Source organism: Streptomyces hokutonensis (assembly GCF_042751305.1).
In the GTDB taxonomy this organism is placed as follows: Bacteria; Actinomycetota; Actinomycetes; order Streptomycetales; family Streptomycetaceae; genus Streptomyces; species Streptomyces hokutonensis_A.
In genome coordinates, this window is record NZ_JBHYWD010000035.1 from 20,510 (window position 1) to 35,499 (window position 14,990).

Annotated in this window: 13 protein-coding genes; 9 read left to right on the forward strand and 4 right to left on the reverse strand. The window is 70.7% G+C overall.

The window, feature by feature from the left end; all coding sequences use genetic code 11:
- Nucleotides 1–55: 55 nt before the first annotated feature.
- Complete coding sequence (locus ACFXC1_RS47595; RefSeq protein WP_381255667.1) at nucleotides 56–2,044, reverse strand: alpha-ketoacid dehydrogenase subunit alpha/beta; 1,989 nt, start codon at nucleotides 2,042–2,044, stop codon at nucleotides 56–58.
- A 141-nt stretch (nucleotides 2,045–2,185) separates the two neighbouring features.
- Between ACFXC1_RS47595 and ACFXC1_RS47600 the strand changes: the two genes are divergently transcribed.
- Nucleotides 2,186–2,899, forward strand: coding sequence for a TetR/AcrR family transcriptional regulator (locus ACFXC1_RS47600; RefSeq protein WP_381255669.1), 714 nt, complete (start codon nucleotides 2,186–2,188; stop codon nucleotides 2,897–2,899).
- A 43-nt stretch (nucleotides 2,900–2,942) separates the two neighbouring features.
- Here the strand turns inward: ACFXC1_RS47600 and ACFXC1_RS47605 are convergent, their stop codons facing one another.
- Genes ACFXC1_RS47605 through ACFXC1_RS47615 form a run of 3 tightly spaced genes read right to left on the reverse strand, consistent with a single transcriptional unit; the run spans nucleotide 2,943 to nucleotide 5,972 of the window.
- Complete coding sequence (locus ACFXC1_RS47605; RefSeq protein ID WP_381255672.1) at nucleotides 2,943–4,097, reverse strand: acyl-CoA dehydrogenase family protein; 1,155 nt, start codon at nucleotides 4,095–4,097, stop codon at nucleotides 2,943–2,945.
- Between the two features lies 1 nt (nucleotide 4,098).
- Entirely contained in the window at nucleotides 4,099–5,157 is a 1,059-nt protein-coding gene (locus ACFXC1_RS47610; RefSeq protein WP_381255674.1) for an alcohol dehydrogenase catalytic domain-containing protein, read from the reverse strand.
- A 59-nt stretch (nucleotides 5,158–5,216) separates the two neighbouring features.
- On the reverse strand, nucleotides 5,217–5,972 hold the full coding sequence (locus ACFXC1_RS47615) for an enoyl-CoA hydratase/isomerase family protein (RefSeq protein WP_381255809.1): 756 nt from the start codon (nucleotides 5,970–5,972) through the stop codon (nucleotides 5,217–5,219).
- A gap of 241 nt (nucleotides 5,973–6,213) precedes the next feature.
- Here ACFXC1_RS47615 and ACFXC1_RS47620 point away from each other — a divergent pair, with 241 nt between their 5' ends.
- From ACFXC1_RS47620 to ACFXC1_RS47655, 8 genes are all read left to right on the forward strand, one after another.
- A complete protein-coding gene (locus tag ACFXC1_RS47620; protein WP_381255676.1) occupies nucleotides 6,214–7,749 on the forward strand; it encodes an acyl-CoA synthetase in 1,536 nt (511 codons plus the stop codon).
- A 3-nt stretch (nucleotides 7,750–7,752) separates the two neighbouring features.
- Nucleotides 7,753–8,523, forward strand: coding sequence for an SDR family NAD(P)-dependent oxidoreductase (locus ACFXC1_RS47625; protein ID WP_381255678.1), 771 nt, complete (start codon nucleotides 7,753–7,755; stop codon nucleotides 8,521–8,523).
- 7 nt (nucleotides 8,524–8,530) lie between these two features.
- The gene (locus tag ACFXC1_RS47630; RefSeq protein WP_381255681.1) at nucleotides 8,531–9,022 is read left to right on the forward strand and encodes a tetratricopeptide repeat protein; all 492 of its coding nucleotides are present in this window, start codon (nucleotides 8,531–8,533) and stop codon (nucleotides 9,020–9,022) included.
- Nucleotides 8,983–9,420: a tetratricopeptide repeat protein gene (locus tag ACFXC1_RS47635; RefSeq protein WP_381255683.1), complete on the forward strand. Its 438-nt coding sequence runs from the start codon at nucleotides 8,983–8,985 to the stop codon at nucleotides 9,418–9,420. Before ACFXC1_RS47630 ends, ACFXC1_RS47635 begins: the two co-directional genes overlap by 40 nt.
- Before the next feature lie 529 nt (nucleotides 9,421–9,949).
- Nucleotides 9,950–10,783, forward strand: a complete 834-nt coding sequence (locus tag ACFXC1_RS47640) for a M55 family metallopeptidase (RefSeq protein ID WP_381255686.1) — start codon at nucleotides 9,950–9,952, stop codon at nucleotides 10,781–10,783.
- Nucleotides 10,776–12,086 carry a M20/M25/M40 family metallo-hydrolase gene (locus ACFXC1_RS47645; protein WP_381255689.1) on the forward strand — a complete coding sequence of 437 codons (1,311 nt, stop codon included), beginning with the start codon at nucleotides 10,776–10,778 and terminating at the stop codon, nucleotides 12,084–12,086. Before ACFXC1_RS47640 ends, ACFXC1_RS47645 begins: the two co-directional genes overlap by 8 nt.
- A gap of 15 nt (nucleotides 12,087–12,101) precedes the next feature.
- Nucleotides 12,102–14,054, forward strand: a complete 1,953-nt coding sequence (locus tag ACFXC1_RS47650) for a prolyl oligopeptidase family serine peptidase (protein ID WP_381255691.1) — start codon at nucleotides 12,102–12,104, stop codon at nucleotides 14,052–14,054.
- The gene (locus ACFXC1_RS47655; RefSeq protein ID WP_381255694.1) at nucleotides 14,051–14,983 is read left to right on the forward strand and encodes a S66 peptidase family protein; all 933 of its coding nucleotides are present in this window, start codon (nucleotides 14,051–14,053) and stop codon (nucleotides 14,981–14,983) included. The genes ACFXC1_RS47650 and ACFXC1_RS47655 overlap by 4 nt, the downstream gene beginning before the upstream one ends.
- Nucleotides 14,984–14,990 lie beyond the last annotated feature (7 nt).

Genomic DNA, 14,990 nt, shown 5'->3' on the forward strand with positions numbered 1-14,990 from the left:
CCACGACGGGAAGGGCCCCCGGAGTTCCGGGGGCCCTTCCCGTCGTACGTCCTGTTCAGACCGCCGCGATCCGCCGCACCGTGTCCGCGATCGTGTCCCGCGAGGGCAGCCAGACCCGCTCCAACGACGGTGCGTACGGTGCCGGGACGGACGGCGGGGCCACGCGCGTGACCGGGGCGTCCAGGTGCCAGAAGCCCTCGTCGACGGCCATGGCGGAGAGTTCCGCGCCGACGCCGAAGTCCCGTACCGCCTCGTGTGCGATGACCAGACGGTTGGTCTTGGCGAGGGAGGCGAGGACGGTCTCGCGGTCCAGCGGGGCGATCGTACGCAGGTCGATCACCTCGACGCTGATGCCCTCGCCCCCGAGCAACTCCGCCGCCGCCAGGGCGTCTTGGACCATCCGTGACCAGGACACCAGCGTGATGTCGGTGCCCTCGCGGATCACCTTCGCCTTGCCGAGCGGGATCAGGTGGTCGGCCGGGGGCTTGGGGCCCTTGAGGCCGTACTGGAGGCGGTTCTCGACGAAGACCACCGGGTTGGGGTCCTGGATCGCGGCGCGCAACAGGCCATATGTGTCAGCCGGGTTGGACGGCATCACGACCGTCAGGCCGGGGATGTGGGCGAGCAGCGCCTCCAGGCTCTGCGAGTGCTGGCTGCCCGAGGAACGGCCGGCGCCGAACTGGGTGCGGACGACCAGGGGCATGGAGGCCCGGCCGCCGGTCATGAAGCGGAGTTTGGCGGCCTGGTTGAGAAGCATGTCGAGGCAGACGCCGATGAAGTCCATGTACATGATCTCGACCACCGGCTTCATCCCGGCCATCGCCGCCCCCACCGCCGTACCGACGATGGCGCTCTCGCTGATCGGCGTGTCCCGCACCCGGCCGGGGAAGGCCTGCGCGAGTCCGCGGGTCAGCCCGAAGACGTTGCCGCCCGCGCCGACGTCGATGCCGGCGACGAACACGCTCGGATCGGCGGTCAGTTCGTGCTCCAGAGCCAGCCGTACGGCGTCCATGGACCGGAAGATCTCGGCGTCGGCCGGGAGGGGCGCGGGCTCGGCGACGGCGAGCCGGGGCGCGGAGACGTAGTCGTGCAGGGTCTCCGGGGCGGGTTCCGGCAGGCTCCTCGCCCACTCGATGGCCGCCTCTATCTCCTTGTCGATCTCCTCGTCCACGGCGTCGGCCGCCGCCGTGTCGAGCTGTCGGCGGGCGATCAGCAGGGGGTCGCGCTCCTTGGCGGCGGCGACCTCCTCGGCGGGGCGGTAGCGCTCGGGGTCGCCTTCGTAGTGGCCGTGCCAGCGGTAGGTCTCGGCCTCGACGAGGACCGGGCCGCCGCCCGCGCGCAGCCGTGCGACCACCCCGGTCATGGTCTGTGCCACCGCCAACACGTCGTTGCCGTCGACGTGTTGGTACTCGATGCCGTATCCGGCCGCGCGGGCGGAGAGCGGGGCACGGTGCTGCTCGGAGGCGGGGGAGAACTCGGAGTAGTGGTTGTTCTCGCAGAGGAAGACGACCGGCAGATCCCATACGGCGGCCAGGTTCACGGCCTCGTGGAACATGCCCTGGGCCACCGCCCCGTCGCCGAAGAACGCCACCACCACATCACCGGCCGCCCGGAGTTTCGCGGCGGTGGCGACCCCGGCGGCGATCGGGAGGCCCGCGCCGACGATGCCGTTCGCGCCGTAGATCCCGAGGCCGGGGTCCGCGATGTGCATCGAGCCGCCGCGGCCGTGGCAGGTGCCCGCGTCCTTGCCCATCAGCTCGGCCATCATCGACGCCGAGTCCAGGCCCTTGGCCAGGACGTGGCCGTGGCCGCGGTGGGTGGAGGTGATGCCGTCGCGCGCGCCGAGCGGCCAGCAGGCGCCGACGGCGCTCGCCTCCTGGCCGATCGACAGATGCAGGAAGCCCGGGATCTCCGTCGCCTTGTACAGGTCGGACGCCCGCTCCTCGAAGCGCCGGATGCGGCGCATCCGCCGGTACATCTCCAGAAGCTGGTCGGTCCCCGCGGTGCCGGTGCCGGTTCCGATGTGGTGCGATGCCTGAGTCATACGGTCCTCGCTTTAATGTACCGTTTGGTCTAGCAAACTAGAGCGACGTCCCCGGATCCGCTTCCCCCGGGCGTGCCGCAGCGCGGCGCCCGTGCGGAGCCGGGACAGCACGCGCGTCGTCACAGCCAGGGGAGAGAACACATGCCACGACCGCCGGGTCATGGGCCGGGCTTCGAAGTCAGACGCCAGAAGATCATCGACACCGCGGCGTCCCTGTTCGCGCAACAGGGCTACGCGGCGACCTCCATCAACGACCTGGGCCGCGCGGTCGGGCTCGCCAAGGGCGCGCTGTACTACTACATCGGCTCCAAGGAGAACCTGCTGATCGAGATCCAGTCGCGGGTGCTCGGCCCGCTGCTGGCCCGCGCCAAGGAGATCGCGGCCCTCGACGAGGTACCGCTGCTGCGGCTGCGCCTGCTGTCCGAGTCGCTGCTGACGATCATCTTCCGCCGGCTCGACCACATCTGGGTCTACGAGCACGACTACCGCAGCCTCAGCGGCGACGAACTGGAGATCGTGCTGCGGCAGCGCGCCGACTTCGAGCACCTGATCACCGGCCTGCTCACCGAGGCCGTCGAGGAGGGGACCTTCCGCGCGGTCGAACCGCACCTGGCCACCCTCCAGTTCCTCAACCTGCACAACCACACCTACCAGTGGGTGCGGCCGGACGGCAGCTGGGACGCCGCGTTCCTGTCCGGCGAGTACTGCTCGACCCTGTTCCGGGGTTTCGCCGCGAACGTCGGCGAACTCCCGGACGTGGAGGCCCTGGCCGCCGAGTTCAAGCGGGCCCGGCCCGAACTGCCCCTCGATCCCGAGGCGTTGTGGGAGTCGGAGTCGGTCTCCGTCGCGAGCTGACCGGACCCGCGGTGCGCCACCACGCGCCGCGGGACCCGCCCCGTCACGCGCCCTTGACCAGGGCCCTGGCGATGACATTGCGCTGGATCTCGTTGGTGCCCTCGCCGATCTCCAGGATCTTGGCGTCGGCGTAGAAACGGGAGATCTCCGACTCGCGTACGTACCCGTAGCCGCCGTGGATCTGAACTGCCTGCGAGGCGGCCCGGTTGGCGACCTCGGAGGCGTACAGCTTGGCCATCGCTGCCTCCGTGCTGTGCGGCCGGCCCTGGTCGGCGAGCCACGCGGCGCGGTACACCATCCAGCGGGCCGCCTGGTACTCCGTACCCATGTCGGCGATCTTGTGCGCCACGGCCTGGAAGTCGGAGAGCGGACGCCCGAACTGGTGCCGTTCCTTGGCGTGTTTGACCGCGAGGGCCAGTGCCGCCTTGGCCAACGACAGCCCGAGCGCGGCCACGCTGATCCGGCCGCCGTCGAGCACGGACAGGAACTGCCGCAGGCCGTTGCCCTCCTCGCCGATCAGATGGTCGTCGGAGACCCAGCAGTCGGTGAACACCAACTCCCTCGTGTCCATGGCGTGCCAGCCCAGCTTCTTCAGCTTCGCGCCGACCGTGTAGCCGGGCGTGCCCGTCGGCACGTAGAAGGTCGCGTAGCCCTTCCGGCCGTCCGCGCCCTTGCCGGTCGTGGCCAGCAGGGTCACGCCCTGGCTGATGTCGGTGCCCGCGTTGGTGATGAACATCTTCGTGCCGTTGATCACCCAACCCCCGTCCGCCCGGCGGGCGGTGGTCGCGATACCGGCCGCGTCCGAGCCTGCGTCCGGCTCGGTCAGCCCGAACGCGCCGATCGCCTCGCCCTTCGCCAGCGGGGTCAGCCAGCGGTGCTTCTGCTCCTCGGTGCCGTACGCGAGCAACGGCAGCGTGCCGATCGTCGAGTGGGCGTTCCACGAGGAGGCCACCGACTGGTCGGCCGCGCCGAGTTCCTCCATCACCGCGACATAGGTGACCGTGTCCGAGCCCGCCCCGCCGTACTCCTCCGGCACGAGCATGCCCATCAGGCCGAGTTCGCCGAGCTTGGTGAAGATCTTGGTGGGGAAGGCCTCGTTCTCGGACCACTCGGCCGCGTGGGGCGTGATCTCGTTGGCCGCGAACTCGCGGACCATGTCCTGGAGAGCGAGGGTCTCCTCGGGCAGGTCGAAGTCCATGTCACAGTCCCTTCGGGGTCAGCAGCACCTTCAGGTGCTTGGCCCGGTCGGCGGCCAGGTCCTCGAAGACACCGGCTCCTCCCGAGAGCGGAAAACGGCCGGTGATCAGGGCGGAGGCGTCCAGCCGTCCGGTGCTCATCAGATCGATCACGCGCGGGATGTCGAAGTTGTAGCCGAGCGTGCCGACCACCGACCGCTCGTAGAACACGAGTTGGCCCATGTCGAACTCCACGCTGCCGTGCCCGACCCCAGCCAGCACGACCCGTCCGCCGCGCCTGACGATCGACACGGCCCGGCCCGCGAGGGCTGGGACTCCGGTCGCGTCGATCACGACGTCCGGGCCGATGCGGTTCGTCCGCACGAACACCTCGCGCCGTACGTCCGTCTCGCGCGGGTCGAAGGCCTCGGTGACGCCGATGCCGAGCAGCATCTCGCGCCGCCCTGCCAGGGGTTCGCTCACGAACAGGCCTGCGGCGCCCGCGATTTGGGCGGCCAGGACGACTGCCACGCCGATCGGCCCGCCGCCGACCACGAGGACGTTGTCGCCCGGTTTGACCCCGGCGCGGGTCACCGCGTGCAGGCCCACCGCCAACGGCTCTGCTACGGCGGCGAGTTCGTCGCTGACGTTGTCCGGGAGGCGGGTCAGGCCGGCCAGGGGGACGGTGACGCGGTCCGCGAAGCCGCCGGGGGAGGCGAGGCCCACCGAGCCGCTCTTGGGGCAGATGTGGTACTCGCCGCGCGTGCACCAGAAGCAGGTGCCGCAGCGCCAGACGGGGTCCGCGGTTACTCGGTCGCCGATGTTGATGCCGGGGGCGTCCGCTCCCAACGCGACCACCGTGCCGCTGAGTTCGTGTCCCAGGGCGAGGGGTGGCTTGCTGCCGGTGAGGGGGTGGGGGCCCTCGCGGATCATGTGGGGGCCTTCCAGGTATTCGTGGAGGTCTGTGCCGCAGACTCCGCACCACGACACTTCTACGACTGCCTCGTGGGGAGCTGGGGCCGGTGGTTCGGGTACCTCTTCGAGACGTAGGTCTTGTGCACCGTGCCAGACGAGTGCCTCCATGTTTCCGCCCCTTTCGTCTGCGGGTTCGTTGTGGCTGGTCGCGCAGTTCCCCGCGCCCCCTACGGGGCGCTTCTCCTGTCGCGACTCAAAAAGGCTCGGAGTCCCGTTGTCGCGTCCTCCGTGCCGAACACCCCTGTGAACAGGGCGCGTTCGAGGGCCAGGCCTGTCGGCATACCTGCGTCCGTGCCGTGGTCCACCGCCTCCTTGATCGCCTCCAGGGCTGCCGGTGGGCCCTCGGACAGTTGGCGGGCGTAGGTCTGGGCGGCGACCAAAGTGGAGCCCGCCGGGACGACCTCGTCCACCAACCCCAGCCGTAGCGCCTCCTCCGCCTTCACCCTGCGGCCGGTCATCAGGAGGTTCTTCGCGCGGGACGGGCCGATCAGACGGGACAGGCGTTGCGTGCCACCCGAACCCGGCATGATGCCGAGCTGGACCTCCGGCTGGGCGAAGACCGCGTCCTCGGCGGCCACCCGGTAGTCGGCGGCCAGGGCCAGTTCCATGCCGCCGCCCAGGGCGTAGCCGGTGACCGCAGCGATCACCGGCATCGGGAGGCGGGCGACCTCGTCGAAGGTGCGTTGGAGGGCTCGGTTCCAGCCTCGTATCTCCTCCGGGCCCATCGCGGCCAGGGCCTTGATGTCGGCGCCCGCGGCGAAGAGCCGTTCGCCGCCGTAGAGGACCACGGCCCGTACCGCGGGGGAGTCGGCCAGCTCGCGTACGCGGGCGGACAGCTCCTCCCGCTGGAGGGAGTCGAAGGCGTTCATCGGCGGGTTGTCGAGGCGGAGCGTGACCACCGGTCCTTCGGTGTCCAGCCGGATGCGTGGCACGTGGGAACCCTCCTCGTCGGCGGAAGCGGCGGAGCCGGCGGAAGCGGCGGCACGTGCGCTCGGATGGTTGTCGATGCGCACGCGCCGTCGTAAAGTGCGGCTCATAGGTTTTATAGACCAAGGGGTACACTAAATTATGTGAGTGGGCAACCGACCGGTCGGGATCCGGTTTGCCCCATGAGCCGTGGTCGAGCCGTGTTCAGCGCCGAACACCACAGAGCGAGAGTGAGCCGTGCACAATTTCGCGAGCATCCTCGATTACCACCTGGTGCAGCGGCCCGGGGCCGTCGCCGTCGTCCAGGACGAGCGTTCTCTGACCGTCCGTCAACTGCACGAGCGCGTGAACCAGTTGGCGGCGGGCCTGGCCGAGCTCGGCGTCGGGCGCGGCGATGTCGTAGGTCTGCTGCTCTACAACCAGCCGGAGTTCCTGGAGCTGGTGTACGCCGTCAACCGGCTCGGCGCGGTCTTCCTGCCGCTCAACTACCGCCTCTCCGAAGAGGAGTGGCAGTACATCCTCGGGCACGCCCAGGCCAAGGTGATCGTCACCGAGCCGGAGTTCGTCCGGGCGGTGGAGCGCAGCGCCGGGTGTCTGACCGATCTGGAGCACCGGGTGCTGATCGGCGGGGGCGAGCTGCCCGAGGAGCCGTGGACCGGTTACGAGGAGTTGCTGGCCCGGCACAAGGGGGAGCGGGTGGAGCCCGTGGACGTCGAACTCGACGATCTCCAGCGGCTCATGTACACCTCGGGGACGACGTCAAGGCCCAAGGGTGTTCGGATCACTTACGGCAACCTCGAGGCCAAGAACCTCGCCCACATCGTCCACTTCGGTCTTACGGCGGCGGACACCACGCTGGTGTGCGGGCCGCTCTACCACGTGGGCGGTCTGGACATGCCGGCCCTCGGGGTGCTGCACGCGGGCGGAAGTGTCGTACTTCAGCGGAAGTTCGATCCGCAGGGCGTCCTGGACGCGATCGAGAAGCACCGGGTCACCAATGTGTGGCTGGCGCCCGCCATGGTCAACGCGGTGCTCGAAGTGCCCGACCGCGAGGAGTACGACACCAGTTCGGTGCGCTTCGTCCTCGGCGGCGGCGAGAAGACCCCCGAGCCCGTGCTGCGGCGGATCATGACCGCTTTCCCGAACGCCTGGTTCGCCGATGCCTACGGCCTGACCGAGACCGTCTCCGGCGACACCTTCCTCGACCGCGAGCACTCGCTGTCCAAGCTGGGCTCGGTCGGGCGGCCGGTGCCGCAGACGCGCGTGCGGATCGTCGACGACACGGGCGCCGAGGTTCCGGCCGGTGAGCTGGGCGAGATCACGCTGCGCGGGCCGAAGGTCTTCGCCGGCTACTGGCGGGACGAGAAGGCCACGGCGGCGGCGCTCCGGGACGGCTGGTTCCACACCGGTGACATCGGGCACGTCGACGAGGACGGCTTCCTCTACATCGACGACCGGAAGAAGGACATGATCGTCTCGGGCGGCGAGAACATCGCCACGCCCGAGGTGGAGCGTGTGCTGTACGAGCACCCGGCGGTGCTGGAGGCCGCAGTGGTCGGGCTCAACCATCCCCGGTGGGGTGAAGTGCCGCGCGCCTTCGTGGTGTTCAGGCCGGGCGAGGGCGCCGGCGCGGAGGAGCTGCGGGAGTTCTGCAGGGCCCGGCTCGCGAAGTTCAAGGTGCCGGCGCGCTTCGACATCGTCGCCGAGCTGCCTCGTACCCCGTCCGGCAAGGTCCTCAAGCGGACCCTGCGCGACATCCCCGCGGAGGGCTGAGCCATGACCGACGTGAATGCCCAACTCCGGCTCGACGGGCGGACGGTGTGGGTGACGGGTGCGGGGAAGGGGCTGGGGCGGGCGATCGCCGTCGCGCTGTCCCAGGCGGGTGCCACCGTGGCCGCAACTGCCCGCACCGCAGCGGACCTTGAGAGCCTGGAGGCCGAACTCGCCGCCCACGGCGGCAAGGTGCTGGTCCTGCCCGGCTCGGTCGCCGACTCGACCGTCGTACGGACCATCGTCGGGCGCATCACCGACGGCACCGGACGCCTCGACGCGGTCGTCAACTGCGCGGGAACGAGCCCCCACTTCACCCGCAGCGAGCGCGTCACCGACGAGGACTGGCAGCAGGTTCTCGACGTCAATCTCCAGGGCACCTTCTACTGCTGCCGCGAGGCGGGCAAGGTGATGCTGGAGCAGCGCTCGGGTTCGATCGTCAACGTATCGTCGGTGCACGCCCGTACCGGGTTCGAGCGGATCGCCGCCTACGCGGCCAGCAAGGGCGGGGTCGAGGCACTGACCAAGGCCCTCGCCGTCGAGTGGGCCGACCGCGGGGTGCGGGTCAACGCCCTCGCGCCGGGCTACTTCCACACCGACCTCAGCTCCGGTCTGCTGGCCAGCCGCTGGGGCGAACGCATCGTCGACAGCACGCCGTTGGGGCGCGTGGGTGAGGTGGAGGAGCTCGGCGGTGCCGCCGTCTTCCTCGCCTCGGACGCGTCGCGGTTCGTCACCGGGACGACGCTCACGGTGGACGGCGGCTGGACCGCGCGGTAGTTGAGCGGTGGAGTACTTGCTGCTCGCGGGAGACGTCGGGCAGGCCGTCGAACTCACCGACACCGTACGCGGGTTGCAGCAGACCGCGCAGCAGCAGCACGTACTCGGGCGTCTCGCCCTGGAGTCCGGCCGCCAGGACGAGGCCCGCCGCGAGTTCACCGCCGCCTGGCGCAGCCGGAGCGCCGACACCGAGCCGGAGACCGTGCAGTGCATCGCCGAACAGATGGCCTGGCTGTGTCTCATCCAGAGCGACGGACACGGCGCGGTCAGCTGGGGCCGCCGGGGACTCGACACCGGACCCGGCGACCGGGCCTGGCTCCTGCGTGACGAACTCACTCCAGGGCTGGCCCTGACCGGGCAGTTCGACGAAGGGCTCCAAGCCGTGCGGACCTGCCCGAACACGGCCCCTACCGGGGTGCCAAGGAACTGGACGGGCTGTTCGCCCGCGGCGCGCTGCACATGTGGAACGGGGAGTACGACGCCGCCTGCCGCAACCTGAGCGAGTCCGCCGCCGCACACCGAAGGAGCGGTCTGCCGTCGGTGGTCGCGCCCACCCTGGGCTATCTCGCCGACGCCGAGTACCGCGCCGGACGCTGGGACGAGGCCATCGCCCACAGCACCCAGGCGTTGTCCCTGGCCGAGGACACCGACCACACGTCGATGCTGGCCCTGACCCACGCGGTCGCCGCATATCCGCTCGCGGGCCGTCGCGAGTTCGCCGCCGCACGCCGGCACGTGCGGTGTGCCGTCGAGTACGCGAGGCAACTCGCCGACGCCAACGACCTGGCGTACGCGATGAGCGCCTCACAGCGATGCCCTCGTGCCTGCGGCTCGATCAGGAACAGTTCGCTGGTCTTGAAGTCGGCGTCGAAGTTGCGCACACCGACGAGGAGGTAGGCGTACACCTGGCACAGGTGCCCACCGCGCCCCTGCAGCGCGGCCGACTCCACGTGGTACACGAATGACTGGTCCTCCTGCGGCCAGGTGGCGTCCATGAAGGAGCCGCTCGTGGGTCCCGCCACCTTGAAGGGGATGTTGTCGTTCGCGGTGATGTCACGGACGAGGATCTCCACCCGGTACTTGCTGCCGAGCCCCAGGAGTGTCGATCCGCACTCCCCCTCCAGAACGATCTCGATCTCGCCGGAGGTTTCGAACGTCACGTCGGCGATGTTGCTCTTGGGACGTCGGGTGAACACCCGCGCCGGTTCGGCAATGTTCGCTCCCATGGTCGTCTCCCTCGCGTTCCCCGAAGACGGCGAGCCGCTCGCGGATGGAGCGGCTTCGACCGTCACCTGCACGCGGACTCTGGGAACGGTCCAGGGCGCCGCGCCCCAGAGGCGAGGTCGGGGATAACCCTTGCGTGGGGACACCAGGGGGTGCGGCGCTTCCTGGTGGGCCGCATCGGCGGCGCGTAACGTGACGCAGCATGAAGATCCTGATCAGCGCCGACATGGAGGGTGCCACCGGCGTCACCTGGCCCGCCGACGTGTTGCCGGGGACACCCCAGTGGGAGCGGTGCCGTTCGCTGTTCACCTCGGACGTGAACGCCGCCGTCCTCGGCTTCTACGACGGCGGCGCCGACGAGGTGCTCGTCAACGAGGCGCACTGGACCATGCGCAATCTGCTGCTGGAGCGGCTGGACGAGCGGACCCAGCTGCTCACCGGACGGCACAAGTCGCTGTCCATGGTGGAGGGCGTGCAGCACGGCGACGTCGACGGCATCGCGTTCGTCGGCTACCACGCGGGCGCCGGGATGGAGGGCGTCCTCGCCCACACCTACCTCGCGAACTCGATCACCGGGGTGTGGCTGAACGACGTCCGCGCGAGCGAGGGACTGCTCAACGCGCATGTCGTCGCCGAGTACGGGGTACCGGTGATCCTGGTCACGGGTGACGACGTGGCCTGCGAGGACGCCCTCGGGTACGCGCCCGGGGCGCTGAAGGTCGCCGTCAAGGACCACGTGTCGCGGTACGCGGCCGTGTGCCGTACGCCGGCGAGGACGGCCGCCGACATCCGCGCGGCGGCGAAGGAGGCGGCGAAGCTGGCGGTCCGTCAGGAACCGGTGCGGGGAGGGCCGTTCACCGTCGCCCTCGAGTTCGACGCCGAGCATCTCGCGATGGCCGCCACCGTCGTGCCCGGTGTCGAGAGGGTCGGGGAGCGGAAGGTGGCCTACACCGGCGACACCATGTACGAGGGGATCCGAACCTTCAAGGCGGTCACCACGATCGTCTCGGCCGCGGTGGAGGAGCAGTATGGCTGACATCGACGCACGGGCCCTGGACGAGGTCGTCACCTTCACCTCGGACCTCATCCGCATCGACACGACCAACCGGGGCGGCGGCGACTGCCGGGAGCGCCCCGCCGCCGAGTACGCCGCCGAACGACTGGCGGGCGCGGGGCTCGAACCCACCCTCTTGGAACGCTCCAAAGGCCGCACCAACGTCGTCGCCCGCATCGAGGGCACCGACCCGTCGGCGGACGCCCTGCTCGTCCACGGCCACCTGGACGTCGTACCGGCACAGGCCGAGGACTGGACCGTGCACCCGTTCTCCGGCGAGATCCGCGACGGCGTCGTCTGGGGGCGCGGCGCGGTCGACATGAAGAACATGGACGCGATGGTCCTCGCCGTCGTCCGCGCCTGGGCCAGAGCGGGCGTACGGCCGCGCCGCGATCTCGTCATCGCCTTCACCGCCGACGAGGAGGCCAGCGCCGAGGACGGCTCCGGATTCCTCGCCGACCACCACCCGGGGCTCTTCGAGGGCTGCACCGAAGGCATCAGCGAATCAGGGGCGTTCACCTTCCACGACGGCGGCGGCAAGGAGATCTACCCCATCGCCGCGGGCGAACGCGGCACCGCCTGGCTCAAGTTGACCGCGCACGGCCGGGCCGGCCACGGCTCCAAGGTCAACCACGAGAACGCGGTGACCCGTCTCGCCGCCGCGATCACCCGCATCGGCGAACACGAATGGCCGCTACGGCTCACCCCGACCGTCCGCGCGGCCCTCACCGAACTCGCCGCCCTGTACGGCCTCGAACCCGACCTCGACGACATCGACCTGCTCCTCGCCAAGCTCGGCCCGGCGTCGAAACTCGTCGAGCCCGTCGTCCGCAACAGCGCCAACCCGACCATGCTGAACGCCGGTTACAAGGTCAACGTGATCCCGGGCGAGGCCGTGGCCTACGTCGACGGGCGTTGTCTGCCGGGCGGCGAGGACGAGTTCCGCACCACCCTGGACCGCCTCACCGGACCCGACGTCGACTGGGAGTTCCACCACCGTGAGGTCGCCCTCCAGGCCCCCGTCGACTCGCTGACGTACGCCCGAATGCGGGCCGCCGTCGAGGAGTTCGCGCCCGAGGGACATGTGGTGCCGTACTGCATGTCCGGCGGCACCGACGCCAAGCAGTTCTCCCGCCTCGGCATCACCGGCTACGGCTTCGCACCACTGAAGCTCCCCGAGGGCTTCGACTACCAGGCGCTGTTCCACGGAGTCGACGAACGGGTCCCCGTCGAGGCACTCCACTTCGGCGTCCGTGTCCTGGACCGTTTCCTGAGGTCGGCCTAGCAAGTGGGGAAGAACATGCGGACGTTGGCGTACGGCTCGTGGCCCTCGCCCATCGACGCGGCGCTCGCCGCCGCCCACGACGGACATCCCGAGTGGGTAGGGTTCGTCGGCGACGAGGTCTGGTGGACCGAACCACGGCCCACCGAGTCCGGCCGCCGCACCCTGGTGCGCCGGCGCGCGGACGGCTCCCAGGAGTCGGTGCTGCCCGCGCCGTGGAACGTCCGCAGCAGGGTCATCGAGTACGGCGGACGACCCTGGGCTGGAACGGTCCAAAACGGCCAACCCCTCGTCGTGTTCGTGAACTTCGCCGATCAGCGGCTCTACCGGTACGAGCCGGGGAGCGAGCCGGTGCCGCTCACCCCGGTCTCTCCCGTGGGTGGTGGACTCCGCTGGGCGGAGCCCCAGTTGATGCCCGACCTCGGTGAAGTCTGGTGCGTGTGCGAGGAGTTCACCGGCCCCGGGCCCGCAGACGTGCGCCGCGTGCTCGCGGCCGTGCCGCTGGACGGCTCGGCCGCGGGGGACGAGGACGCCGTACGTGACCTCACGTCCGACCGGCACCGGTTCGTGACCGGACCCCGGGTCTCGCCGGACGGACGGCAGGTGGCCTGGCTCGCCTGGGACCACCCGCGCATGCCGTGGGACGGCACGGAACTGATCGTGGCGGAGGTGAGCGAGGCGGGCATCCTGCACGCGGCGCACCCTGTCGCCGGCGGGCCCGAGGAGTCGATCGCGCAGGTCGACTGGGGCTTCGACGGCTCGCTGCTGTACGCCAGCGACCGTACGGGCTGGTGGAACCTCTACCGCGACCACGAGCCGGTGTGCCCGCGCGAGGAGGAGTTCGGCGGGCCGCTGTGGAAGCTCGGCCAGCGCTGGTTCGCACCGCTGGAGAGCGGCCTGATCGCCGTCGTGCACGGCCGGGGCGCCGCCCTCCTCGGCGTCCTCGACCCGGAGACCGGCGAGGTCGTCGACGCGGCCGGACCCTGGACCGAGTTCACGTCCACCCTCGCGGTGCACGGCGACCGGATCGTCGGCGTCGGCGCCAGCCCGCGCAGCGCCCACGAGGTCGTCGAACTCGACACCAGCACCGGCAGAGCGCGGGTGATCGGCGCCGCCCACGACGACCCGGTGGACCCCGCCCACTACCCCGAACCCCAGATCCGCACCTTCACCGGCCCGGCCGGACGCGAGATCCACGCCCACATCTACCCACCGCACAGCCCGAGTTGGGCCGCGCCGGGCGACGAACTGCCGCCGTACGTCATCTGGGCGCACGGCGGACCCACCAGCCGGGCGCCGCTCGTCCTCGACCTGGAGATCGCCTACTTCACCTCCCGGGGCATCGGCGTCGCCGAGGTCAACTACGGCGGCTCCACCGGGCACGGCCGGGAGTACCGCAACCGGCTGCGCGAACAGTGGGGCGTCGTCGACGTCGAGGACTGCGCCGCCGTAGCCCTCGCCCTCGCCGACGAGGGCACCGCCGACCGCGCCCGGCTCGCCGTCCGGGGCGGCAGCGCGGGCGGCTGGACCAGCGCGGTGTCCCTGGTGACGACCGACGTCTACGCCTGCGGCACCATCATCTATCCGGTCCTCGACCTGGCCAACTGGGCCTCGGGGGAGACCCACGACTTCGAGTCCCGGTACCTGGAGACCCTCGTCGGACCCCTCGCCGAGGTGCCCGCCCGGTACACCGAACGCTCACCCGTCGAGCACGCCGACCGCATCACCGCGCCCTTCCTCCTGATGCAGGGCCTGGCCGACGTGATCTGCCCGCCCGTCCAGTGCGAGCGCCTCCTGGAGCGGATGGTCGGACGCCAAGTGCCGCACGCCTACCTCGCGTTCGAGGGCGAGGGCCACGGATTCCGCCGCGCCGACACCATGATCCGCGCCCTGGAGTCCGAACTCTCCCTGTACGCCCAGGTCTTCGGCATCGACCCGCCCGGCATCCCCACCCTGGAGCTCCGCAAGTGACCGCACTCGTCAGGCCGTTCCGACTCGCCCCCGGGGCCCGCGTGGCCGTGGTCGCGCCCAGCGGGCCGGTGTCCGAGGAACGGCTCGAGGCGGGCCTGGACATCCTGCGTGGCTGGGACCTCGACCCCGTGGTGGCCCCCCATGTCCGGGACCGGCACGGCGAGTTGGGCTATCTGGCCGGTACGGACGCGAACCGCGCGGCCGATCTGCAGAACGCCTGGTGCGATCCGTCCGTGGCCGCCGTCCTGTGCGCCCGCGGCGGCTACGGCGTACAGCGCATCGTCGACCTCCTCGACTGGGAGGCGATGCGCGCCGCCGGACCGAAGGTGTTCGTCGGCTTCAGCGACCCCACCGCGCTGCACCAGGCGTTCGCCACCCGGCTCGGCCTGGCCACCCTGTACGGGCCCGCCGCGGCCGGCGCCGACTTCGTCAAGAACACCCGCACCCAGGAGCACTTGAGGGCGACCCTGTTCGACCCGGAGTCCGTGCGGACCATCCGGGCCGTCCCGGGAGGCGGTGCCGCGCTGGTACCCGGGCGGGCCCGGGGCGTCACCCTCGGCGGCTGCCTGGCCCTGCTCGCCACCGACCTCGGCACCCCGCGCACACCGGCCGGCGCCCGTGGCGGGCTGCTGGTCATCGAGGACGTCGGTGAACAGGCCTACCGCATCGACCGGATGCTCACCCAACTCCTGCGCAACGGCTGGCTGGACGGTGTCGCGGGCATCGCGCTCGGCTCCTGGTCCGGCTGCGGCCCCTACGAGAAACTGCGCCCGGTGTTCGTCGACCGGCTGGGCGGGCTAGGTGTGCCCGTGGTCGAGGAGTTCGGGTTCGGGCACTGCGAAGGGGCGCTCACGATACCGCTCGGGGTGGCGGCCGAACTGGACGCCGACGCGGGCACGTTGACGCTGGACGAGCCCGCGCTGCGGTAGCCGCCCG

Bases quoted from the DNA above. Each gene is read 5' to 3' on its own strand.
- ACFXC1_RS47595 (WP_381255667.1), bottom strand. From the start codon at position 2,044: ATGACTCAGGCATCGCACCACATCGGAACCGGCACCGGCACCGCGGGG.
- ACFXC1_RS47600 (WP_381255669.1), top strand. From the start codon at position 2,186: ATGCCACGACCGCCGGGTCATGGGCCGGGCTTCGAAGTCAGACGCCAG.
- ACFXC1_RS47605 (WP_381255672.1), bottom strand. From the start codon at position 4,097: ATGGACTTCGACCTGCCCGAGGAGACCCTCGCTCTCCAGGACATGGTC.
- ACFXC1_RS47610 (WP_381255674.1), bottom strand. From the start codon at position 5,157: ATGGAGGCACTCGTCTGGCACGGTGCACAAGACCTACGTCTCGAAGAG.
- ACFXC1_RS47625 (WP_381255678.1), top strand. From the start codon at position 7,753: ATGACCGACGTGAATGCCCAACTCCGGCTCGACGGGCGGACGGTGTGG.
- ACFXC1_RS47635 (WP_381255683.1), top strand. From the start codon at position 8,983: ATGTGGAACGGGGAGTACGACGCCGCCTGCCGCAACCTGAGCGAGTCC.
- ACFXC1_RS47640 (WP_381255686.1), top strand. From the start codon at position 9,950: ATGAAGATCCTGATCAGCGCCGACATGGAGGGTGCCACCGGCGTCACC.
- ACFXC1_RS47645 (WP_381255689.1), top strand. From the start codon at position 10,776: ATGGCTGACATCGACGCACGGGCCCTGGACGAGGTCGTCACCTTCACC.
- ACFXC1_RS47650 (WP_381255691.1), top strand. From the start codon at position 12,102: ATGCGGACGTTGGCGTACGGCTCGTGGCCCTCGCCCATCGACGCGGCG.